Raw genomic sequence first — 22,563 nt, forward strand, 5'->3', positions numbered from 1 at the left:
CGCACTTGTTGCGCCTCTTTTCATCCAGATCTAATTTATTGCCTGCTCTACTATTAGTGCTCTCCCCGTCTTCTCTCTGAAATTTGTATCCCCTTCTATTCACAAATGTTTCACGCCTGTCCCCGTACTCTTATCACTTAGCCTGGTGCAACTGAACACCAGCTAGTGCATTTGTCATTGAGCAGTAATGGAACTCTATTTTGAAACCAGGAAAAACAGGCATTCGCCGGGTCATGGACGCGACCGGTTACTCATTTCAGGGATTGAAAGCAGCGTGGATTAACGAAGCAGCTTTCAGGCAGGAATTGCTCCTGTCGTTTGTTCTATCACTCAGTACATTCTTTTTAACCGTCACCACGTTAGAGAGAGTACTGATGATCAGCAGTCTGTTGCTGGTGTTAATCGTCGAACTAATTAATTCCGCCATAGAAGCGGTAGTTGATCGTGTTGGGGATGAGTGGCATGAGTTAAGTGGCCGCGCGAAAGATATTGGTTCTGCGGCGGTATTTATCGCACTTCTCCTCGTCCTTTTCGTTTGGACGTCATTTTTACTTTAGTTTTTTGTAAGAAAGTTATTTATGAAGACCGTTGATATACAACAAGAAGGTATCTCTTACGTTGCCTTTTCTTTTCTATTGGCGTTTTATTTCGCGCTTGTCGTCAATATCCCAATTTATAAAGAACTCATCGGGATTTTCTCTACCCTTGATGGAGTTAAAACCGGATTTGTTATTACCATTCCGATTTTCTTTATTGCAGCACTCAATTTTCTTTTTAATTTGTTCACCTGGCCATGGATAGGAAAACCGTTTTTTATCTTACTGCTTATTCTTTCGAGTATGGTGAGCTACGCAAGTTACAACTATGGAACACTGTTCGACTACGGAATGATCGCCAATATTATTGAGACTGACTCTAGTGAAGCTGGCTCTTATTTCAGCGCCTACTCTGCAATATGGGTTTTATTAATGGGCATCGTTCCCGCGTTGCTTTTAGCTAAAGCCAAATTACGTCCGCTCAAAGGAGAACTGCTTCGCTTCTCAATAGCGAAATTAATCTCGATGATCGCCTCTCTTGCTGTCATCGCTGCTATCGCTGGACTGTATTATCAGGACTACTCATCGGTCGGTCGTAATAACAGTTACCTGAAGAAGATGATCATTCCTACGCAGTTCGTTCACAGCGCAACCGGCTACATCAAGAAAAATTACCTCACTACGCCGGAGCCCTATCGCGAGATTGGTACAGAAGCTAAACAATCACAAGCCGCACTAAAGCAGGCAGAAGATAAACCAACCTTATTAGTTTTCGTTGTTGGTGAAACCGCTCGCTCCCAAAACTACGAGCTAAATGGCTATGACAGAAATACCAACGCTTACACCAGCCAACTGGATGTGATTTCTTTTCAGGACTTCGCCTCTTGCGGAACCGCAACGGCAGTATCGCTTCCGTGTATGTTCTCCCAGCTAACTCATAATAAGTTCGACCGCAACAAAGCAGACAATCAGGATAATGTACTCGATGTCATGCAACGAGCGGGCATTGACCTGTTGTGGAAAGAGAATGACGGTGGAGATAAAAACGTTGCTCATAAAATCAAAAAGGTAACCATAGACAGAAACAGAGTTGATCAATGGTGTAATGGCAGCACATGTTATGACATAGCTCTGCTCAACGGACTCGATCAGGAAATCGAAAGCATGAATGGCAACCGGGTTGTTACTTTGCACCTCAATGGAAGCCACGGACCAACCTACTTTCAGCGCTACCCGAAAGACAAAGCTTTCTTTCAGCCTGACTGTCCGCGCGCCGATATTGAAAACTGCAGTGTTGAGCAAATAATTAATAGCTACGACAACACCATTCGTTACACCGACTATGTTCTGGAACAGACGATCGAAAAGCTTAACGGGCTAGAAGATAAGTACAACACGGCTTTGATTTATATCTCAGACCATGGCGAATCACTGGGTGAAAACGGTATGTTCTTACATGGAATGCCATATAGCCTTGCACCAGAATACCAAAAACGCGTGCCTTTCGTGACGTGGATGTCACCGGGCTTTAAACAAGTAAAACAGGTTAACTCAGATTGTTTGAAGCGAGAAGCACAAGTAGTGGGTAAGTACTCACAAGACAATGTATTTCATTCTCTTTTAGGGCTAATGGATGTTCAAACCAATGCTTACGACTCAAGTCTAGACATATTCAAAACATGTCGTACGCCTAATACATAGTGTATAAAAGCAACGTTTAGCCTGACCACAAATTTTGAGTCAGGCTTTTTATGACGAGCTATGCAAACTAGTTCTGTCTCGATTGTTATAATCGCTGTCTAACAAATTGAAAGAGAAGAACCCAGATGAAAATTGGCATCATCGGCTTGGGCGATATTGCGCAAAAGGCATACCTTCCGGTTATTACTCAGCTTCCAAATATAGACCTGGTATTTTGCACCAGAAACGCGAACACTCTAGCCTCTCTGGCTCAGCAGTACCGAATAGCCGAAACTTGCATCGACTACAAACAGCTCATGAGCTTTGGTGTCGATGCCGTCATGATACACGCAGCAACGAGCGTTCACTTTCAGATTGCACAATACTTTTTAAAGCAAGGTGTTCCTACCTTTGTTGATAAGCCTCTGGCGGATAACGCAGAACAAGTTGAAAAGCTTTATGAAATATCGGCTCAGACAGCTCAGCCCCTTTATGTTGGCTTCAATCGCCGCCACATACCGCTTTACAACCATCACATGCAAGGCGCACAACAGGGAGATATCAGCGGTTTAAAATCACTCCGTTGGGAAAAGAATCGGCATAACCTTCCCGGCGATATTCGTACTTTTATTTTTGATGATTTCATTCATCCGTTAGACAGCGTCAATATAGTTGCCAAAAGTGATTTAAAAGATATTTACATCACCCAGCAATTCGATGGTGCAAAGCTAGCTCGACTCGATGTGCAATGGCAGCATAATGAAACACTGCTACATGCGTCTATGAATCGCCATTTTGGTATCACCACAGAACGAGTCCAGGCTTGTTATTCCAATAAAGTCTTCGAGTTCGACTCGTTTACTGAAGGTAAGCTTTGGCATGAGAATCAAGAACAAAAGCTAAGTCTGAAAGACTGGACGCCTATGCTGAGTAGTAAAGGTTTCCATAACATGCTTCTGGATTGGTTTGAGGTCATTGAAAGCGGAAAAATGGCGTCTGGTATCGTGGAGAGAAACATCGCCAGCCACCAACTTGCAGAGGCTATCTGTCGACGAATCGAACAAGCCTCATTACGCTAACAGAATTAGAAAACACACGGTTATAAGCGATTGAACTGCACTTAGTGGTGAGTACTAACTCTATCGATAACAGCCAAATACCCGTCTCAGTTTTGGCCCATGCATCTTATTCATACTCTGTTAAGATTCATGTGAGATACTGATATTGAAGTAATTGGGTTCAATCGAGGTTACTTAAAGTGGCATGAACTCGTTTAACATCGACGATTAGAAATAGGAAATAGAATGAGAACTCTGGGCAACATCATCTGGTTTGTGTTGGGTGGCGTATTTATGGGATTGCTGTGGTGGTTTTTTGGCATCCTTGCCTTTATCAGCATCATCGGTATTCCTTGGGGGCGCGCCTGTTTCGTTATGGGTAATTTTTCGTTCTTCCCATTCGGAAAAGAAGCCATTTCACGTGATACATTGACTAATGAGATGGACATAGGTACCAGCCCGCTTGGTGTAATCGGTAATATAATCTGGTTTGTGTTTGCAGGTATCTGGCTGGCAATCGGTCATCTTGTTTCTGCTGTAGCGTGCTTTGTTACCATCATTGGTATTCCGTTTGCACTTCAACACTTAAAGCTTGCAGTTATCTCCCTAGCTCCAATCGGGAAAACTGTTGTTCCGAAAGAACAAGCTGCCATGGCTCGCTTCAACACTCATCGATAATATTTGTATGCCCTCTGAGGGATCGATCTCAGAGGGTAACTTCCCGATACAAGTAAACCTGTAATAAAAAGTCAGAACTCGCGATTCATCCTCTCCAGACAGGTGAGAAAAACGGATTGCTGATCCGGCTCGATGTGACGGGTCAAATCTCGGACCAAATCAAGATGCAGCTGATTGTGGTGCCGATGGATAACTTCCCCTTCAGGCGTTAACTTAACCACTATAGCCCGTCTGTCCTCAGGATGAGCGCAGCGTTCGATTAAACTCGCATTCACCAGTTTTTCAATTTGGACAGTTAATGTCCCTGTTGTTATCCCAAGCTTTTCTGCCAGCTCTTTCATGCGTAAAGCCCCATGGCTACCTAACACCTCTATGGTGTGAACCTGCGCTAATGAGTAGCCCGTTTCTTTAACCACTGACTGTTCCCACGACGACATTTTGTCGTAGAACTCGGTCAGCATTTGATTCAGTTTTTCTAATTCGCTCATCGTTTAGTCGTTTTGCACTTCGAGAGTAAGGTGATGAATCTTATCAAACATACTCAGTAATTGTTTAAAGTCACTTAGCGTTTTGTCGCTATGATTATTTACCGCAATTGCAGCTGAGTAGTGATGACCACTGATTTTCCACACATGTAGATCCACGACTTCTGCATAAGGTTCCAGCACTGCTTGGATATCTTCCCGGTATTGTTTATCGATACTTTCATCCAACAACACTGGTGCCGTTTGCTTCATTAAACCCAGCGTCCATTTACCAATAACTAGCGCACCAACTATCCCCATAACGGCATCTAGCCAAATCCAACCGTAAAACTTACCAACGATTAGCGCAACGATAGCAAGCAGTGACGTCAACGTATCAGCGAGAACATGAAAGTACGCAGCGGCAAGGTTATGATCATGATGATGGTCATGGTGCTCTCCGTGATGATGATCGTGTCCATGATGGTGCTGATCTTTTAACAGCAACATACTCGCCAAGTTAACTACCAAGCCGATTACGGCGACCAATATCGCTTCATTAAATCGGATGACCTCCGGATTGAATAAACGGTGCACGGATTCAACTACCATCATCAGCGCGACGATACCGAGTGCAATAGCACTGGTGAAGCCACCCAGAACGCTTACTTTCCCCGTACCAAAAGAAAATCGTTCACTGTTCGCATGCTGCTTAGCATAGCGGTAGGCAAACAACGTGATGCAAAACGCAGCAGCATGGGTGCCCATGTGCCAGCCATCTGCCAGCAAAGCCATCGAGCCGAACAGAGTCCCGGCACTGATCTCCACTATCATGGTAATGAGTGTGAGAACAAGTACGTAGAAGGTTCGCTTTTCGCCTTTATGATTGTGCGATACAAAGTCATGGGTATGCTGTGAGATTGCCATTGCCTGATCTTTCATCCTGAACTCAAATTTGTTTGATAATCAAAATATTTGATATAAATTTAGTTTGATAATCAAACATTGTCAACATTCTACGTAATTTCAATTTTTTAAGTTCAGGCCTTAGAGAGTAATTTGGGAATCCTCTTTTGATACGTTAAGCTATGGGTCGTCTAATCTGTCCAAAAAGTAATGGTATATAACGATGGAAAAAGTAGGTACTCGGGCTCTGATAGTCGAAGGCGGAGCAATGCGCGGCGTCTTTTCTTGTGGAATACTTGACCACTTTTTGGCGCAAAACTTCTCTCCGTTCGACAGCTTTTGGGGCGTGTCAGCAGGTGCCAGCAACTTAGCTGCCTATCTGGCAAACATGCCGGGAAGAAACCTGAAAATCTATCTCGATTACAGCCTGCGCAAAGAGTTTATTACGCCTAGTCGTCTGTTTCTCGGCGGAGATATGATGGATCTTGACTGGATGTGGAAAATCACACTCAAAGACCTCGGTATTGATAAAGAGGTGCTACAAGCTGATCCAAGACCTTTCTTTTTAGGCGTAACCCGCCAAGATACAGGTCAGGCTGAATACCTCACGCCGGATGTTGAATTGCTTGCCGAAACCATGAAAGCCAGCAGTGCAGTTCCGATTCTATATCGTAAAGGTGTGCCACTTAATGGTAATCGATATGTCGATGGTGGTGTTGCGGATGCAATTCCAGTTGAGGAAGCCATTAAACGCGGCGCAACCAAAATAATGGTACTACGAAGCCGCCCTGCTAGTTATCGCAAGTCAAAAACCAAATTCAACTCCATTACAAAAAGAATGCTAAGAGATACACCAGCCCTTATTCAACCTATGCTGACAAGGGATCTTCGCTACAACCAAGCGTTATCGGTGATTAATAACCCACCCGAAGGGATAGACGTCATTCAAGTTTGTCCACCTGAGACATTCAAGCTTAAACGCTTAAGCCGTTCGCCAGAGCCGTTACGTGCTGCGTATGAACTTGGTATTGAAGCAGGAAAAGAAGCGATAACTCGCTGGGAAAATCTTTAAATAAGTAAGATCAAAAAAAGCCACATCTAATACCAATCTGGATAAGTATAAATACTTGTTTAGATTGGTATGACCGTGTGGCTAACGCAAATTCGATGGCAGTGGATTATCGTATTTGCTTTCGAGTGAGCCCAACAGTCGGGCTCAAAATTTTCAAATCAATATACCCAAGTGACTTCAAGATGCAGGATTCAGAGCGTTGTCACTGATTCAAGCTCAAGGAAAACGACGCAGTGTAATAGCTGGCTATTTCCAAGTTGTTTGACGATGAAGTTGTGTCAGTGACACGCTCCCGAAGGGCGAGTTGCTTTGGCTTACATACTTCGTTAACGATTTTTGATTTAGAACGACTAGACCATCAAATCATTGCCTCGCCTCGAAGCCAAATCATTCTCGCTGAACCGAGCTTCTTGAGGTTACTTGGGTATATACGCCTAATAAGTCTCAAACAGCCCAGCGTTATAGTCTTGGATTGCTTGTTCAATTTCTTCAATGCTATTCATGACAAATGGGCCATAATGAACAACAGGTTCGTTAATTGGTTCACCAATGAAAAGTAACACGCCGCTTTGCTCATTCGCGGTCAGGGTTGCCAACTCTCCCTTAGACAAAAGCGCCATTTCACCTTGTTTTATCGCCCGTCCCGGTGTCTCAACCAAGCCTTGATAAACATATAACATCATATTGTGGCTTGGCTCTATCACAAGTTCAATCGTTGCCCCCGCATTTGGTCGCCAGTCAGCAACCGTAGCTTTAACACCAGTTTTGGTCAGCGGCCCCGCAGCCTGATTGCCATTGAAGTTAAGTTCCCCGGCAATGATACGTACTAATCCAGCCTCTTTGTCATCTAATTCTGTGATCGTTTCTGGCTGAAAATCATGGTATTGGGCTGGCTGCATTTTGTCTTTTGCTGGCTGATTAATCCAAATCTGAAAGCCGTGCAGCGTACCGTCTTGCATGATTGGCATCTCACTATGAATCACACCGCGTCCGGCTGCCATCCATTGAGCACCTCCAGAGCGGAGTTCACCAACATTGTTCATATGATCGCGATGCTGAAAGTGCCCCTTCAGCATATAAGTGAGTGTTTCAATGCCACGGTGTGGATGAGGAGGAAAGCCGCCAACATAATCTGCATGGTCGTCGGATTTCAGCTCATCCATCATCAAAAATGGTGAAAAACTTGCATTATTAAAGCCCGCAACCCGGCGAATTTTAACGCCGTCACCATCTGCAGTCGGCTGAGATGGAATTAGCTGGCGAATTTCTCTTACTGTGCTCATGACATTACTCCTCGTGCGCCCGTTAACCAGACCTGAAAGAGGTCTGTCGGCTATCGACATGAGCATATTGTAGTTTGAAGAAAAAAATTAAAGACCAGAAGCAGTTGAGCTATTCGTTCAAATTTTTCGAACAACGGACTGATTATTTCGAAAAGTACTCGCTTATTACTACGTGCCTAAAAGACCGATTGCTCGCTACTCATTCAGATGAGTGGCCAGGTTTTTGTTTATTGTTGAGAAAAATATCTGGAATAGTTTGAAAATAAAGGTAGCTATTTCGTAAACAAGGTGTATAGTGAGCTCTGGCTCTTAAAAGAGAGCTGTTAATGCAACATTTAGTTTAAGTTCCTTCTCAGTAAAATCTTGAATCTCTATTCAGACTCCTGCGTACAACTTCCGCTTGATTGAACATTCAATAGCTTAAAAAAGATCCACTATAACTCATAATTTAAATGTTTAAGTCAAAGGTATTATTATGTCTAAAGTAACTGGTTCAGTAAAATGGTTCAACGAAACTAAAGGCTTCGGTTTCCTATCTCAAGACAACGGCGGCCAAGATGTATTCGTACACTTCAACGCTATTGTTGCTGACGGTTTCAAAACTCTGACTGAAGGTCAGAAAGTAAGCTTCAACGTAGAGCAAGGCCAAAAAGGTCCTCAGGCAACTGAAGTAACGCCTCTATAAGACTGCTTTTCTTGGTGCAGCATATACGTGCTGCACCAAATTTCTCTCCTTCAAAACACCTCCAGAACTATACCCAAGTGACTTCGGGTGCGCGATTCAGAGCTTATTCGCGTCTAAAAATCCAGTCATTCTCGATGAGCTTAAAACACACATCCCAGGTTATTTCGGTATATTTTTAGCCTTACTTAGGCTTAGCTCCGTACTGTCTAAAATAAATTTTTCAGTACCTTTTATTTAAAATACTCAAAAGGAAACGCTATGTCCTCTAGAAGAACTAGCCGCCAAAAACATTGGTATCAACTACTTAACAAAGAAAAAATCGTCAACAAACAGGAGAATAAATGTTAGAAATAGAATTTAATTTAGAACAACCTCAAACCACCTGGAACGCCAGAATACACCAGCTTAATGGAGATATTTTAAGGCGACATATTTTACCTAAACTTCAGTCTACTAGTATTTTTATAGACTTTACCTATTGTGAATGTTCCTGTGAGGGTACGATCATGAGTGAGTCGGGAGCAAAATTAGGTAGTTTTATTGTCAAATAGTCTCACTCGATAAACTGACACTATTAATGATTACTTTGGAGAAGTAACCGATGGCCAGGAAAAGTAAAAAACAGATAGAAAAAGATAAGAAAGAAGCTGAACAAAATAATACAGCAGAAAAACAAAAAACCCGACGCCGAATCGAAGATATTATGGAACAAAGAGAGTTCGATAAATTATTCGACCTATAATACTCTTCCCTATCTGCTTTCTTCATGTTCATGTGTTAGGTAATGCCACCTGCCTTTCACTTACATGAACTTGAGCTGTTACACAGCTACTCCATATAACTTCTACGAAAATCGCCCCTCCCCTGTCACATATTTCCATCAGATAATCAGCTTTAAATAATCGGACTTAATAGCGCAACCCAAAACTGCTCTAGTCAAATTGATATTTTTACGTATAATCGCAACCGTTTGCTTCGTATAACCCCAATGATATGGTTTGGGGGTCTCTACCAGCTCCCGCAAAGTGCTGATTACGAAGAGTTGAGATCACGGTGTATCTTACTCTTTGTAATATGTAGTAGCGTTCGACTTATTTCTATCTATACCTATTCTTAGAGTAACTGCATCCATAATACACAAAAGGTGGAATATGAACGCATTTATTCAGGGGCTTCCCAAAGTAGAATTACACTTACACATCGAAGGTTCACTTGAACCAGAGCTTATGTTTAAGCTGGCAAAACGAAATGGAATCGACATTCCTTATTCATCACCAAGTGAGCTACGAGACGCATACCAGTTTGAAGATTTACAGTCTTTTCTCGACCTCTACTATCAGGGCGCAGATGCGTTACGCACAGAACAAGACTTTTACGACCTTACCTGGGAATACTTAGAACGCTGTAAAGCTGACAATGTCATCCACACAGAAATCTTTTTCGATCCTCAGACACATACCGATCGCGGAATTGATTTTGATACCGTTATTAACGGAATTACGCGAGCTCTGGATTATGGATGTGAACAGCTAGGCATAACTTCGCAAATCATTGCCTGCTTCCTTCGTCATCTTTCTGAAGAGAGTGCATTTGAAACGCTGCAGTCTGTCCTCAAACATAAAGACAAAATCATAGGCGTCGGACTCGATTCTTCAGAGAAAGGGAACCCGCCAGCTAAGTTTATTCACGTATTTCAACAAGCCAAAGAGGCTGGGTTACTGACGGTTGCACACGCCGGAGAAGAAGGTCCTGCGCAAAATATTTCCGATGCAATCGAGATGCTGGAAGTGAGCCGTGTTGATCATGGGGTTCGCTGTGTTGAAGATGAAGCGTTAGTTGCGTCTCTGATTGAAAGCCGAATGCCGCTTACTGTCTGCCCGCTGTCAAATATTAAACTGTGTGTCTTTGAAAACATGAAACATCACAACGTCGTAGATCTGCTTCGTAAAGGCGTTGCCGTAACGATCAACTCAGATGACCCTGCCTATTTTGGCGGTTACATGACGGATAATTTCCTAGCTGTGAATCAAGCTCATCCCATGAGCTACGAAGAGCTAGCTAAATTCACGCTCAACGCTATAGAAGCAAGTTTTATCGATGAAGCAATGAAGGCAAATTATCGTTCACAAGTACAACGATACGTTGACCGACACTCGGCGCCATAGCGAAGAAAGCTTTTCTCTATAGCCAGATAATTTCTGAGATTTTTTAAAAGTAATACCAATCTGGATAAGTAAATGGTCAATGTATTGCGCAGGAAAAATCGCTTAGAGCAAGGCATAGATTGCTGTAACTAGTTACTCTAATTGCAAAATCTATAACATAGCTATCAGCGGTTTTAACCAGCAAGAATGCTCAAGTACTTATTTAGATTGGTATAAATTCAGCAATCCCGTCTACTTGCCTATACCCCTACAAACCTTCTGTGGTTAATGTAGAACTTAAGCGCTAGACTGACTTAGATTAGATTAGATAACGAATCACAAAAGGAAGACAATCATGATTCAACAAGGTCAAACACTACCTTCTGCAACTGTCAGTGAGCTAACTGCCGATGGATGGTAAATCACGACGTAACGGAACTATTTGCGAATAAAAAAGTAGTGTTGTTCGCCGTACCGGGTGCATTTACCCCAACGTGTTCAGAAGCACACTTACCAGGCTACGTAGTCCTGGCTGACCAACTAAAAGCGAAAGGCGTTGATCTTATCGCATGTATCGCAACGAATGACGCGTTTGTTATGCACGCATGGGGCGAAGCTCAAAATGCCTCTGAGATTAAGATGCTAGGTGATGGTGATGCGAGCTTCACTAAAGCACTTGGCCTGGAAATGGATACCGGCGCTTTTGGTGGCATTCGTTCTCAACGCTACGCAATGATCATTGATAACGGCGTGGTGACAACACTGAACGTTGAAGCAGCGGGAGAGTTCGAAGTAAGTAACGCAGAAACTATCCTGGCTGCACTTTAAGTACATAAAAGCATCGCCCCAGCATATGCCGGGGCGATGATTATTGTTATTAGGTTTTATCTGCCAAAAGGTTTTCTTCTGGTTATTGCTAAAAGCAGGGTTAGTAACAACAAGTGAATATGCCCTAGAGAGCCGCCACTACTGTTTTCTTCATCATCACAACCAAAAATAACGTACTGCCCATCGATACTAGTTTCACACTGTCCGTCGTCACTCACCTCAACGTCGTCTGTATCCGAGTCAGCCTCAACACTATCTTCAGTTACAGTCTCATCCTCGCTTTCAGTAGCCTCTTCCTCAACCATTAAGAAATCAGGCTTTGAAATGACCAGTTCAGGCGGTTCTTCGCTATTAATATACGAGTCAATCCAGTCTCTGTAATACGAGACATTGGTATACCAGGTAGGTAGGGTTACAGAGCTACATACGCTGTTAATAATAGGACCCGCACTGATAATACCTACTTGCGTGAAGGTAAGGTCATCAACGTTACGTAACAATAGAGGGCCTCCGGTGTCTCCTAAACACGCACCGTTACCGTATAGTGTATCATCCCCACCTGTTTCTTCCTCTATAGGCTCTTCTTCAAGTGTGGGGCGTATAATCTCTGTAGGTAAGGTACATAGCTTTTGCGGATCTAACGGAGACTCAATGTAAATTGGCAGCTCTTCTGCCGACTCCAGGCGCTCGTAACATAGCGAAATCGGATAGTAAGAAACGTCCGTTTCTCTAAAGTCAGTTGTACTACTGCCCATTTCGGGATCTGAGTCACCACCCGTCCCCCAACCTGCTACTTTTACATTTGGAACTGGCTCCGCAGAATTCCATTCACCCTCTAAATAAGATAAAGCAGTATCACTACTAGAATCACCCAGTGTTACCACTCCCACAAATTCTTCCGGAAAATCGCGTTCAACATAGAGTAAAGCAATATCATTCTGATAAGCCGTTGATTTAAGTACCGTCAGTTCAGTTTCAGCTGAAGTGTCTGTAGTGTCTGTAGTGTCTGTAGTGTCTGTAGTGTCTGTAGTGTCTGTAGTGTCTGTAGTGTCAATTGTGGTGACAGACTGCTCAGGATAATAGTCTGGATGTATAACTACATGAGTTACTTTATAAATGTCACTGATCTCAACTAAAGACAAGTCCGACTTACCAACCGTTATTGATATTTCTTTAGGTTTAGCCACATCATATAGCGTAAAAACATCGGCATTTTCACTGCTATCTTCCAGGCTGGCATTTGATGCGACTAAACAGTGAGCTGCTGTCATTACCCAGCGCTTGCCTACAATCGTCGCTCCACAAGCATGGTCCTCAGCGAAAACACTGGCTCGTACCGACGCTAAAAAAGAGTATTCACTTTCAAAAGTTTCTTGCAAAACTGGAACATAATCATCATTAACAACAATCGCATAAATGGGTGAACTCACTAAAAATGAGGCCAAGAGCGGTGTCCATTTCTTTCTCATATTCTTCCTTCCATAGCTGAACACAGTTGGCTGAGTTAAAAAGACTTACTCCACTTATGCACTTTTACGCTCAAGCAACTACTTGCACAAATTGTAGATACTAATTCCAACATTATCTGAGACTTATGTTGTAAAAAAAGAAATATGAGATTTAATTCTAAAGTTTTACCAAATGATCACTCTCTAATGCTAATTTGTGACATAGAGTACGGTAACTATTTGAAAACCAGTTTAATGACTTTTCACTTATGAAGTTCGATCCTTAGTTCTAAAACCAACTCGCGACCAGACGCTTAAACCAGTCTGTTAGTTGCTTGAAGAGTCCCCCTTTCTCTACCACATTTAGCGCTACTAACTCGGTCTCTTTTACTGTGTCGCCATCCACTTTGTACACGACCTTGCCGACAATCTGGCCTTTATCTATCGGCGCGATCAAATCACCTGTGTACTCAATTTCAGCGTTCAGCTTGTTTACATCGCCCTTTGGTAACGTAAGAAAAACATCGCGATTAACCCCTACTTTCAGATTGTCAGTGCTGCCCATCCAGACACGAGCAGTCGCAATATCTTGGCCTGATGTTACCGGCATAACAGTGTCATAGAATCGGAAACCATAGCTCAACAACTGTTTACTTTCCGCTTCACGTGCACTCGCACTTTTCGCACCCATCACGACCGCAATCAGGCGCATGTCACCACTGGTTGCCGACGTCGCAAGGCTATAACCCGCACCGCTTGTATATCCTGTTTTCATGCCATCGACCTTCAAGCTGCGATCACGAAGAAGACCATTGCGGTTATATTGCGTTATGCCGTTGTAGGTAAACGAGGTTTCGCTGTACATAGGGTAGATGTCAGGTAAATCACGAATAATTGCTTGTCCCAGCTTGGCGATATCGTGTGGTGTAGAGTACAGGCCTTCGCTATCTAATCCATGCGGGTTCGTAAAAGCGCTATTGGTTAAGCCCAGCTGTTTTGCCCAACCGTTCATGAGGTTCACAAATCCCGACTCACTACCTGCAACATGTTCTGCAATTGCAACACTGGCATCGTTGCCAGACTGAACCACTAACCCTCGATAGAGATCAGACAATGAGACCGATTTATTCACTTCGATGAACATCTTAGAGGAGTCAGGAAAATTCTTAGCCCAGGCATTACGGCTGATTACTACCTCATCATCAAGGCTGATATTCCCAGCATTAACTTCTCTGCCTGCAACATAGGCCGTCATTAACTTAGTTAAACTAGCCGGATTTAAACGTTTATCTGCTTCCCGTTCTACCAATACTGTGCCGGTATGATAATCCATCAGGACATACCCTTTAGAACTCAGTACAGGTGCATTCGGGACAACAGTTGGAGCAGCAAAAGACAAAGCAGAGAACGCAGCGAAACCCGTAAGAATGGGAAGTTGGAATATAATATTTTTTCTCATTATGACACTGACCTTAGTAACAATCGGTTTCTATCCATTAGATGCTATAGGTATCGAGTATATTGAAACTCGGCTCAGTTACAGTAGCAATGTTACCAATGGTTACTTTTATTACATATTTTTCGAGAAGAAATAGGTTTGAGGATCTAGTCAGTATTAAAAGCGTGCTAAATATATTAAATAAATATTTAACAAAAAGTTGCGCAGTAGTTAATTAATCATAGAGAAATAAAAAAAATGTCCGCATACAGGCAGGTTCTAAAACACTTATGCGGACTTAAGGATAAGTCAGTTCATGCAATATTGAACTGAAAACTAAGGGGTAATGAAAACCGAATATTCATGATTTCCAATGTTTGCCATGTTACTTCGCTCAGGCTTTATATTGTTAGATTCAGGTCAATAGTAATCTGGACAAAATTCAAAGCAAGCAAATATACCAAGCTTACTTAATAAGGATTAGATAAAAAACAAAAATATAGCACCAAACATTAATTTTATTTATTTCTAACCATAATGAAATTTATACATTACTGAAAATTTATTTACAGACATGTAATAAATTAAATTGCTAGCATCCCTTAGAGTTCAGCATCAACAAACATTTAATAAATATAATAAAATTAATTTTAAAGAAGAAAAACCATTTTACTGGTCTAAGAACATAGAAAGCGCGCACCAAAGTATGGTGCGCGGAATGATAACTAAGGTTTTAGTTTTAGAACATCGTCGATGTCCTGAGCACTATGACGTTCAGCAAGGAACTCCCCGTCTTCACCCCATGAACGGTTAACGATTCGACCACGTTTGACCGCTTCACGCTCATCAATCGCTTTTGCCCATCGCACAACATGTTTGTAGCTGCTTACATCTAAAAATTCAGCCGCATCGTAAGCTCGTCCCAGAACAAGGTTGCCATACCACGGCCAAGTCGCGATATCCGCGATGCTGTATTCTTCCCCACCTAAAAACTCATTCTTAGCTAAGCGCTTATCCAGTACGTCCAACTGACGTTTCGCTTCCATCGTAAAGCGGTTAATAGGATACTCAAATTTCTCTGGCGCATAGGCATAGAAATGACCAAAGCCTCCACCCAGATATGGCGCTGAACCCTGAAGCCAAAATAGCCAGTTCATCACTTCAGCACGCTTTGCTCCCGCTTTAGGTAAAAACAAACCAAACTTTTCTGCCAAATAAAACAGGATGTTACCCGATTCAAAAACATTGACCGGCGCTTCACCTGAGCGGTCCACTAACGCAGGAATTTTTGAATTTGGATTTACCTCAACAAAGCCAGAGCCAAATTGGTCTCCGTCACCAATCTTAATCAGATAAGCATCGTATTCCGCTTCTTTAACACCAGCAGCTAAAAGCTCTTCAAACATGATAGTGACCTTTTGGCCATTCGGCGTGCCCATTGAATAGAGCTGGAATGGATGTTCACCGACTGGAAGCTCTTGCTCGTGGCGTGCTCCCGAATCTGGTCGGTTAATACTCGCCCATTGGCCGCCATTTTCACTGTCGTTCGTCCAAACTTTTGGTGGAATATATTCGTTTGCCATTGTTATTCTTTCTTCCTTATCCTAATCAAATACCTGAGTAACACACATACCCAAATTACCTGCATTTTGAAGTCATTTGGTTATATAAATTACCCAACCATAATCAGAATATTAGGCCGAAGAAGAGAAATAAAAACCCCAGTTACCAGTTTGATTAGAACCTTTGGTTATGGAAGTTTCTTTCACGCTATAAGTGAGCAGAATAAAATTTCCGGAATGAAAAACCGCCCCAAAAGAGGGATGGGGCGGTGAAGAAGTATTACAAGACTAATCCGCCATCAATTTTCAGGACTTGTCCTGTTATGAACTCACTCTTATCTGATGCTAAAAACGCAACACCATTTGCAATGTCTCTAACCGAGCCCATTCGTCCCAATGGTGTTTTTCCTTCCATCATTGTGATCACTTTTTCCGGCAGGTCTTTCGTCATATCGGTAGCAATAAAGCCGGGAGCGACACAATTCACACGAATCTGCGCACCTTTACGGGCTAGTTCTTTCGCCCAGCCTTTACTCATTGAGATCACACCACCTTTACTTGCAGCGTAATTACTTTGACCAATATTCCCGTCCGTACCAACAATTGAGGAGATATTAATGATACTGCCAGACCCTTGATTTAACATGACTGGAGCAACGCTTTGAGTGAGTAGAAATACCGCTTTAAGGTTGACATCAATGACACTGTCCCAGTCCTTCTCAAGCATATCCTGCAGAAGTGCATCTCTTGTGATACCTGCATTATTCACTAATACATCAATGCGGTGATGTTTACTGATGATACTGTCTACCACTTCACCGACACCATTATGGTCACACAAATTAACCTGATAACTTGAAAGTTGATCTGATTGCCCCCACTCGACTGGCGAAATATCTAACCCGATGACGCTAAAGCCATCTTCCAGTAGTTGCTCACAAATTGCTCGGCCAATACCGCGCGCCGCACCAGTGACAACGGCTACTTTGTCATTTTTCATCTTGATAATCCTTCTCTGTAGAGAATATACAGCGCTTTAACCGCTATTTTTCATATCCTCTTTCGCTTCTCGTTCTAACACGCCTTAGCGATGCTTATAGAACTATAGATAGATTTTGCGTTTGAAACGTGAGCAATTCGATACAAATAAGCAAGAGTTTGCCGAGCCAGCCTTATCATAACCGCTATAGTTCAATAGATTCACATATGCTCGGTCCAAATACTTTAACCCCCTTCAGGCTTATTAGGCGTACAATAAAATCAAAGTCAGCTAAAAATAGGTTTCGTAATTTCAGTATGTTGAATATGAATTTTGCGCAAAGAGTTGTCGTTAATACAACTCAGCAAGAGTGGATTGCCAGCCCGGCGTCAGGAGTTTGGCGTAAGCCATTAGAACGAGAAGCGAAAGAATCCGGGCACACAACTAGCATTGTAAAATATGAAGCTGGATCACGTTTTTCTACTCATTATCACCCATATGGTGAAGAGATTTTCGTACTTGAAGGCGTATTTTCTGATGAAAACGGCGATTATCCAGCCGGCACTTATATTCGAAACCCTCCGGGCAGTCACCATGCGCCTTTCAGCAAAGAGGGTTGTGTTATTCTGGTAAAACTTAACCAGTTTGATCCAGAAGATCTCGCCACTGTCCGAATCGATACAAACTCACCAGAATGGCTGCCTGGCATCGGAGGACTTGAAGTCATGCCTTTGCATGAATATAAGCACGAACACGTAGCGTTGGTAAAATGGCCAAAAGGCGAACGCTTTCAGCCACACCGACACTTTGGTGGAGAAGAGATATTTGTTTTGTCGGGTGAGTTTAATGATGAGTTCGGAACCTACCCTAAGCATACCTGGCTGCGGAATCCACATGCCAGTGAGCATTTTCCATTTGTACAAGAAGAGACCATCATCTGGGTTAAAACCGGACACTTACCTGTGGTTTAAGCCAGCAGAATTAAGAGAGGAAAGCGGCTCTCATCCCAAGATGCGAGCCGATACTCATCAGTCGGTCATGCACCCATAATCCTGGTATGCAGCCAGTCTTTCAGCTCAGCACGATTCAGTTTCAGTACATTCATTTCACGATCATCAATGGGGCTTCCCTGTAGTTCCAAAACGCGAATTTCTTTATCTAATGCATTGTAGTTGCGAACATTCTCTGCAAATGATGAATCGCGTTCAGCAAGCTGAGCGATAGTATCCAAATGCTCTGGGAATTCATGAGTTAATGAGTGATTTTCTCCTAACATATAAACCTCTTGTTGGACTGTTGATGTATATGTTTTGCTCACTTTTCAAGCGGCGTACTAGAATCTGCTGACCTTTCGAGATCAACAGACCTTAATAACCATAGCACTTGATGAATAAAGGCATCACAGAATAGAGCACACTTTTGCAATCCTAGCAGTCGAACGAACTACCAGTGACAGTCCATTATCACTAATGCAAATATTCATATCCGAGTATTCAACTGACTTACTAAATCCAGAGCATGGTATCTGTAATTAAGCGGGGTTTATCACTGGTCTACACAAACTCTCAGGTAAAAAACAGCCTAGAAAAAGTTCCCTTGTAAAAAAATTATTTTTCCATCAAATCAGTATTCTACGGTAAGTGACTGTTTTATATTGCCCTTCTATATGCAACTGAGAGTTTGAGATAAATCACATATTGCTGGCTATCAAACTAACGTCTATCTTTCATAAAAACGCATCAACTGTGTAGCATATCTTCTCTATTTCAGACGTTTACAGGCAGTGGAATAGAGTGATTAAAAGTGTCGGCACCACAGAAGTAAGTACAACGATGTAGTCAGCTACTAAGAGTTGGTCACAACCATTCTGAAAGTTGCGATGGTAATCATGCTGATTGGGCAATGATATCAATCGTACTGAGATACTAGGGGGTATCAGGATGAACACTCGAATACTAAGAAGACTCGTCACTACAAGCTTGTCCGTCGTATGCTTTTATGTTCCCACTTTCTACACCAACGCGGCAGCTCCAAACTGCGACAATATACTGGCCACTAACCGAACGTCCGTATCAGATAAGATGGTAAGTTTGCTCGGCAAAGACATCACCATATCCAATCACATCACCACAGTAATTCCGACACAAAACAATCCGTTTGTAACCGAAGAGCTCGTGTCAGTTTCCAATGACGTATCACCAAATGGTTCTCTTCCAAAGCAAACTCCAGAAGAGATAAAGGCAGTTCGAGCTAATTTAGAACAGGCAGCTCAGGAAGCCGAACGATTACAAAGTACACTTGAACTGGCTTTTGTTGGTGTACTTGACGGGTATTGTCAGTTTTCGACTCATGAGCTTACTGAAGCGGCGAAAATAGACTTCGACCATGTCGAAGGTCTGGTTCTCTATTCAATTCCCGCTCTAATCGCGATGGTTGATCAGTCATACGCTATGGCAGTCAAACCAGATGAAGAAAATAATGAAAACGAAGCAACGGCAATAGCTAGTTATCAAAGCGACAACGTACTGGTAAAAGTTGAAGAGTTCGATGGCTCTCATCTTACCTTCTCGGTCACTAATGTTGCTGCAGAAGGTGCGGTGGAACCCGAGTTCAATACCTTTAAAGCCTATCGTAGTGACAGTGGGAGCCTGACGTACCGAACCGAATCTCTGCTCAGCATTCAAGATGCGAGTGGTAATAGCCTGCCGACCATAGGAATCGCAGAGCTGTCTTCTCAGGAAGAAGAGAGTTTAACTATCTCCCCGGGAGAAACCCGCAAGTTCATTACCCAGCTCGAATCTGAAGTGGACCCACATTCTCAGTTAAGTATCGAGTTTCCGGCACGGGCGCTAAATACTGCTGAGTCATTTTCTTTATCATTCGCAGACTCAAGCGCACTCGCTACTGCTGGAGTAAATTAGTTCGAACAACCGGTACTGAACCTACGTCATCCATAGTCAAAGCAGGCCTGATAAGCCTGCTTTAACTATTTGTCCAAGAGAAAACCTAAACAGTGAGCCGGCAATTAGCAATCTCTTTATTTCTGCGATAAAAAGACTCTAATCACCATAAGTAACAGAGAGACAGAATTTGGCCTCAAAGAATAAGCTCGTCCGTTATACTGCGACTGAAGTATCTGATGTTTTTGAAAAAGAAGACGAACTCCTTGCCCAGGTTCAGTCCAATCATCTTTCACAAGTTCTTCTGCTTTGGCAAGTTAAAAGCCCGACTCTGGTGCTGCCTGCGGGCAAGAAGTGGTCTGCGTCGGAAGATCTCAAGAACGCTCTGCACTACTCAGGCTGGAAGTTATTCTCGCGCAAAACTGGTGGTGCACCCGTGCCTCAAGTACCTGGAATCATTAACCTCTCCCATATTTATACCTGGCCAGATACCGTGCCGTATGACATTAAAAAAGCGTACCTCGATTTATGTGCAATCTTAACCGTCTTTTTTGAACAACTCGGTGTGAAGGTCGATGTACACGCAACGCCCAATTCATACTGCGATGGTGACTACAACTTAAATATCGGGGGACAAAAAATCGTCGGTACCGCGCAGCGCGTGTTATTAAAAAAAAGGAGGCGGAAAAGTTGTTTTATCTCAGGCTTGTATTCTGATTGATGCTGATGTCGACAAAATCGTAGAACCAGTGCACCTGTGTAACCAACTTTGTGGCCACAGCGACGATATACGCGGTGATGTCCACACTCCATTATTCGATCACATTAGTGAAAGACCGGCTATTGACTCACTATTTCAGCAACTAAGCAGTGCCTTTCTGAAACACGCTAAACCTGCATAAAAATAGCGATATGGATAACTACCCCGGCAAGTACATTAATACACAGAAAATCAATGTGCTTCGGAAGCAATTCGTCACTGGTTACATCAGACAAAGTCGCTTACGATAGCAAATATCCAAAAAAGTTTGTGAACCTCTCATGCGCAGTAAAAATAACAAAAACCTCAGCATTCTGCTTAAGCTAAACAGCTTTGTTGCTCCTTATAAGTGGCGCGTTACCGCAGCCCTGGTCGCACTAATAGCAACCGCGAGCCTGACTCTGTCAGTGGGCTACGGGGTGCGCATACTCATTGATCAAGGGTTTGCTCAACAGTCACTGGAAGAGCTGACCAGCGCGATTCAGTTTATTGTCGGTATCACGCTGTGTATTGCGATTGGTACTTTCTTTCGCTTTTATCTTGTCTCTTCTGTAGGTGAGCGCGTCAGCGCCGATATTCGTCTTGCAGTGTTTAACCACGTCATTTCGCTGCATCCCAGTTACTTTGAAACCAACAGTAGCGGCGATATTATGTCGCGACTTACCACCGACACGACCTTGCTGCAGAGCATTATTGGCTCTTCATTTTCTATGGCAATGCGCAGCGCCTTAATGTGTATTGGTGCCATCATTATGTTGTTTGCCACCAACTTTAAGCTCACGCTGATTGTGCTTGCGTCAGTACCATTCGTTTTAGTACCTATTTTGTTTTATGGACGTCGGGTACGTGCCCTGTCTCGTCAAAGCCAGGACTCAATGGCAGATATGGGAAGCTATGCCGGTGAAGCAATAGAACATATTAAAACGGTACAAAGCTTTAGTTCCGAGCAGTATGAAAAATCCGCCTTTGCCGTAGAGGTAGAAAAAGCCTACGAGGTTGGAAGACAACGAGTTAAGCAGCGTGCAATTCTAATCTCTGGCGTGATTGTGATCGTATTCAGCGCAATTGCCGGCATGCTCTGGGTTGGCGGCAGTGACGTCATCCACGGTAAAATGTCGGCTGGTGATCTGGCTGCGTTTGTGTTTTACGCCATCATGGTCGCCTCTTCCACAGCTACCATTTCAGAAGTGCTGGGCGAGCTGCAAAGAGCCGCAGGTGCAACCGAAAGACTGATCGAGATCCTGCAAGTGGAAAGTGAGATTAGTGCGCCAGACCATCAATTAACGATAAGCGCAGAGATGCCCGCCGAAATCAGATTTCAATCCGTCAACTTCAACTATCCTTCGCGTCCCGGCCAGCCTGCTATTAAAGACCTGAACTTAACTGCAGAACAAGGCAAAGTACTGGCGCTGGTCGGCCCGTCAGGTGCTGGTAAAACGACACTTTTCGAACTGTTACAACGTTTTTACGATCCGCAGCAAGGCCAGGTTTTGTTTGGAGGTGTTGATATCCGCCAGTTCGCCCCGAACAATCTTCGCCGCCAGATGGCACTAGTGCCGCAGCAGCCCGCGTTGTTCAGCCACGACGTATTCCACAATATTCGCTACGGTAACCCGGAAGCAACGGACGAGCAAGTGATCGAAGCAGCGAAAAAAGCACACGCTCATGAGTTTATTGAGAAACTGCCTGAAGGCTATCACAGCTTTTTAGGCGAACGTGGCGTGAGATTATCCGGCGGCCAGAAACAGCGTATTGCCATTGCCCGTGCCATTCTTAAGGACCCGAAGATTCTGTTGCTTGATGAAGCCACCAGCGCCTTGGATAGTGAAAGTGAACACCATGTTCAGCAAGCTCTTGAGGGACTTATGAAAGGTCGCACCACACTGATCATTGCTCATCGCCTGTCGACCATTCAACATGCAGATAAGATAGCAGTACTGGACGGTGGCGCACTGGTCGATATTGGTAACCACCAGTCACTGATGCAAAGCTGCGAGCTTTATCAGCGGCTGGTTAACTTGCAGTTTAAGCACTTAGAGTAAACACTTACGTCCTCACACAGCGATGAACAGATAACACTGGCGTAAGGATGAGTAAAGCAATCAGCCTCCTTTAAAAGGGAGGCTTATTGCTTTCTGGCAA

At 43.3% G+C, this 22,563-nt stretch carries 20 protein-coding genes, 2 pseudogenes and 1 riboswitch; of the genes and pseudogenes, 14 read left to right on the forward strand and 8 right to left on the reverse strand.

Features of this window, described 5'->3' with window-relative positions:
• Positions 1–200: 200 nt before the first annotated feature.
• The 4 genes from KHN79_RS20245 (at position 201) to KHN79_RS20260 (ending at position 3,952) form a co-directional block, all read left to right on the forward strand.
• On the forward strand, positions 201–557 hold the full coding sequence (locus KHN79_RS20245; protein WP_280519666.1) for a diacylglycerol kinase: 357 nt from the start codon (positions 201–203) through the stop codon (positions 555–557).
• Between the two features lie 21 nt (positions 558–578).
• Complete coding sequence (locus KHN79_RS20250) at positions 579–2,237, forward strand: phosphoethanolamine--lipid A transferase (RefSeq protein WP_182008911.1); 1,659 nt, start codon at positions 579–581, stop codon at positions 2,235–2,237.
• Positions 2,238–2,362: 125 nt separating this feature from the next.
• Positions 2,363–3,295: a Gfo/Idh/MocA family oxidoreductase gene (locus KHN79_RS20255; RefSeq protein ID WP_182008910.1), complete on the forward strand. Its 933-nt coding sequence runs from the start codon at positions 2,363–2,365 to the stop codon at positions 3,293–3,295.
• Between the two features lie 225 nt (positions 3,296–3,520).
• Positions 3,521–3,952, forward strand: coding sequence for a YccF domain-containing protein (locus tag KHN79_RS20260; RefSeq protein ID WP_182008909.1), 432 nt, complete (start codon positions 3,521–3,523; stop codon positions 3,950–3,952).
• Positions 3,953–4,023: 71 nt separating this feature from the next.
• On the opposite strand, the gene KHN79_RS20265 is transcribed toward KHN79_RS20260, so the two are convergent.
• Complete coding sequence (locus KHN79_RS20265; protein WP_182008908.1) at positions 4,024–4,440, reverse strand: MarR family transcriptional regulator; 417 nt, start codon at positions 4,438–4,440, stop codon at positions 4,024–4,026.
• A gap of 3 nt (positions 4,441–4,443) precedes the next feature.
• Complete coding sequence (gene dmeF / locus KHN79_RS20270; protein ID WP_182009394.1) at positions 4,444–5,343, reverse strand: CDF family Co(II)/Ni(II) efflux transporter DmeF; 900 nt, start codon at positions 5,341–5,343, stop codon at positions 4,444–4,446.
• Positions 5,344–5,545: 202 nt separating this feature from the next.
• On the opposite strand from dmeF, the gene KHN79_RS20275 reads away from it, so the two are divergent.
• On the forward strand, positions 5,546–6,394 hold the full coding sequence (locus KHN79_RS20275) for a patatin family protein (RefSeq protein ID WP_182008907.1): 849 nt from the start codon (positions 5,546–5,548) through the stop codon (positions 6,392–6,394).
• A gap of 434 nt (positions 6,395–6,828) precedes the next feature.
• Here KHN79_RS20275 and KHN79_RS20280 read toward each other — a convergent pair whose 3' ends face one another.
• A complete protein-coding gene (locus KHN79_RS20280; RefSeq protein ID WP_182008906.1) occupies positions 6,829–7,677 on the reverse strand; it encodes a pirin family protein in 849 nt (282 codons plus the stop codon).
• A gap of 472 nt (positions 7,678–8,149) precedes the next feature.
• Here KHN79_RS20280 and KHN79_RS20285 point away from each other — a divergent pair, with 472 nt between their 5' ends.
• The 5 genes and pseudogenes from KHN79_RS20285 to KHN79_RS20305 all read left to right on the forward strand — a co-directional run bounded on the left by KHN79_RS20285 (position 8,150) and on the right by KHN79_RS20305 (position 11,334).
• Positions 8,150–8,362 (forward strand): cold-shock protein, encoded by a 213-nt coding sequence (locus tag KHN79_RS20285; RefSeq protein WP_280519670.1) that lies wholly within the window; start codon positions 8,150–8,152, stop codon positions 8,360–8,362.
• 341 nt (positions 8,363–8,703) lie between these two features.
• Positions 8,704–8,913, forward strand: coding sequence for a hypothetical protein (locus tag KHN79_RS20290; RefSeq protein ID WP_182008904.1), 210 nt, complete (start codon positions 8,704–8,706; stop codon positions 8,911–8,913).
• Between the two features lie 50 nt (positions 8,914–8,963).
• Positions 8,964–9,104: an adenosine deaminase gene (locus tag KHN79_RS20295; RefSeq protein ID WP_182008903.1), complete on the forward strand. Its 141-nt coding sequence runs from the start codon at positions 8,964–8,966 to the stop codon at positions 9,102–9,104.
• A gap of 213 nt (positions 9,105–9,317) precedes the next feature.
• A riboswitch (purine riboswitch) is annotated at positions 9,318–9,417 on the forward strand.
• Between the two features lie 96 nt (positions 9,418–9,513).
• The gene (locus KHN79_RS20300) at positions 9,514–10,527 is read left to right on the forward strand and encodes an adenosine deaminase (RefSeq protein WP_182008902.1); all 1,014 of its coding nucleotides are present in this window, start codon (positions 9,514–9,516) and stop codon (positions 10,525–10,527) included.
• A gap of 334 nt (positions 10,528–10,861) precedes the next feature.
• A pseudogene (locus KHN79_RS20305) lies at positions 10,862–11,334 on the forward strand (peroxiredoxin).
• Positions 11,335–11,390: 56 nt separating this feature from the next.
• On the opposite strand, the gene KHN79_RS20310 reads toward KHN79_RS20305, so the two are convergent.
• From KHN79_RS20310 to fabG, 4 genes are all read right to left on the reverse strand, one after another.
• On the reverse strand, positions 11,391–12,779 hold the full coding sequence (locus tag KHN79_RS20310) for a trypsin-like serine protease (protein ID WP_244812712.1): 1,389 nt from the start codon (positions 12,777–12,779) through the stop codon (positions 11,391–11,393).
• A 292-nt stretch (positions 12,780–13,071) separates the two neighbouring features.
• Positions 13,072–14,241 (reverse strand): D-alanyl-D-alanine carboxypeptidase family protein, encoded by a 1,170-nt coding sequence (locus KHN79_RS20315; RefSeq protein ID WP_182010891.1) that lies wholly within the window; start codon positions 14,239–14,241, stop codon positions 13,072–13,074.
• A 704-nt stretch (positions 14,242–14,945) separates the two neighbouring features.
• Entirely contained in the window at positions 14,946–15,803 is an 858-nt protein-coding gene (gene yghU / locus KHN79_RS20320; RefSeq protein ID WP_182010889.1) for a glutathione-dependent disulfide-bond oxidoreductase, read from the reverse strand.
• Between the two features lie 259 nt (positions 15,804–16,062).
• Positions 16,063–16,782 (reverse strand): 3-oxoacyl-ACP reductase FabG, encoded by a 720-nt coding sequence (fabG, locus tag KHN79_RS20325; protein ID WP_182010887.1) that lies wholly within the window; start codon positions 16,780–16,782, stop codon positions 16,063–16,065.
• Between the two features lie 296 nt (positions 16,783–17,078).
• On the opposite strand from fabG, the gene KHN79_RS20330 reads away from it, so the two are divergent.
• Positions 17,079–17,732: a cupin domain-containing protein gene (locus KHN79_RS20330; protein ID WP_182010885.1), complete on the forward strand. Its 654-nt coding sequence runs from the start codon at positions 17,079–17,081 to the stop codon at positions 17,730–17,732.
• Positions 17,733–17,797: 65 nt separating this feature from the next.
• Here the strand turns inward: KHN79_RS20330 and KHN79_RS20335 are convergent, their stop codons facing one another.
• Entirely contained in the window at positions 17,798–18,037 is a 240-nt protein-coding gene (locus KHN79_RS20335) for a YdcH family protein (protein ID WP_182010884.1), read from the reverse strand.
• A 664-nt stretch (positions 18,038–18,701) separates the two neighbouring features.
• Here KHN79_RS20335 and KHN79_RS20340 point away from each other — a divergent pair.
• From KHN79_RS20340 to KHN79_RS20350, 3 genes and pseudogenes are all read left to right on the forward strand, one after another.
• The gene (locus tag KHN79_RS20340) at positions 18,702–19,682 is read left to right on the forward strand and encodes a hypothetical protein (protein ID WP_182010883.1); all 981 of its coding nucleotides are present in this window, start codon (positions 18,702–18,704) and stop codon (positions 19,680–19,682) included.
• A gap of 169 nt (positions 19,683–19,851) precedes the next feature.
• Positions 19,852–20,563: pseudogene (locus KHN79_RS20345) on the forward strand (lipoate--protein ligase).
• Between the two features lie 139 nt (positions 20,564–20,702).
• Complete coding sequence (locus KHN79_RS20350) at positions 20,703–22,463, forward strand: ABC transporter ATP-binding protein/permease (protein WP_182010881.1); 1,761 nt, start codon at positions 20,703–20,705, stop codon at positions 22,461–22,463.
• Positions 22,464–22,563 lie beyond the last annotated feature (100 nt).

It is taken from the genome of Vibrio sp. B1FLJ16 (assembly GCF_905175385.1).
GTDB lineage: Bacteria > Pseudomonadota > Gammaproteobacteria > Enterobacterales > Vibrionaceae > Vibrio.

What these genes read in the sequence shown, in the direction of transcription:
- KHN79_RS20250 (WP_182008911.1), top strand. Translation starts at nt 579, where the DNA reads ATGAAGACCGTTGATATACAACAAGAAGGTATCTCTTACGTTGCCTTT.
- KHN79_RS20255 (WP_182008910.1), top strand. Translation starts at nt 2,363, where the DNA reads ATGAAAATTGGCATCATCGGCTTGGGCGATATTGCGCAAAAGGCATAC.
- KHN79_RS20260 (WP_182008909.1), top strand. Translation starts at nt 3,521, where the DNA reads ATGAGAACTCTGGGCAACATCATCTGGTTTGTGTTGGGTGGCGTATTT.
- KHN79_RS20265 (WP_182008908.1), bottom strand. Translation starts at nt 4,440, where the DNA reads ATGAGCGAATTAGAAAAACTGAATCAAATGCTGACCGAGTTCTACGAC.
- dmeF (WP_182009394.1), bottom strand. Translation starts at nt 5,343, where the DNA reads ATGGCAATCTCACAGCATACCCATGACTTTGTATCGCACAATCATAAA.
- KHN79_RS20275 (WP_182008907.1), top strand. Translation starts at nt 5,546, where the DNA reads ATGGAAAAAGTAGGTACTCGGGCTCTGATAGTCGAAGGCGGAGCAATG.
- KHN79_RS20280 (WP_182008906.1), bottom strand. Translation starts at nt 7,677, where the DNA reads ATGAGCACAGTAAGAGAAATTCGCCAGCTAATTCCATCTCAGCCGACT.
- KHN79_RS20290 (WP_182008904.1), top strand. Translation starts at nt 8,704, where the DNA reads ATGTTAGAAATAGAATTTAATTTAGAACAACCTCAAACCACCTGGAAC.
- KHN79_RS20295 (WP_182008903.1), top strand. Translation starts at nt 8,964, where the DNA reads ATGGCCAGGAAAAGTAAAAAACAGATAGAAAAAGATAAGAAAGAAGCT.
- KHN79_RS20300 (WP_182008902.1), top strand. Translation starts at nt 9,514, where the DNA reads ATGAACGCATTTATTCAGGGGCTTCCCAAAGTAGAATTACACTTACAC.
- KHN79_RS20315 (WP_182010891.1), bottom strand. Translation starts at nt 14,241, where the DNA reads ATGAGAAAAAATATTATATTCCAACTTCCCATTCTTACGGGTTTCGCT.
- yghU (WP_182010889.1), bottom strand. Translation starts at nt 15,803, where the DNA reads ATGGCAAACGAATATATTCCACCAAAAGTTTGGACGAACGACAGTGAA.
- fabG (WP_182010887.1), bottom strand. Translation starts at nt 16,782, where the DNA reads ATGAAAAATGACAAAGTAGCCGTTGTCACTGGTGCGGCGCGCGGTATT.
- KHN79_RS20330 (WP_182010885.1), top strand. Translation starts at nt 17,079, where the DNA reads ATGTTGAATATGAATTTTGCGCAAAGAGTTGTCGTTAATACAACTCAG.
- KHN79_RS20335 (WP_182010884.1), bottom strand. Translation starts at nt 18,037, where the DNA reads ATGTTAGGAGAAAATCACTCATTAACTCATGAATTCCCAGAGCATTTG.
- KHN79_RS20340 (WP_182010883.1), top strand. Translation starts at nt 18,702, where the DNA reads ATGAACACTCGAATACTAAGAAGACTCGTCACTACAAGCTTGTCCGTC.
- KHN79_RS20350 (WP_182010881.1), top strand. Translation starts at nt 20,703, where the DNA reads ATGCGCAGTAAAAATAACAAAAACCTCAGCATTCTGCTTAAGCTAAAC.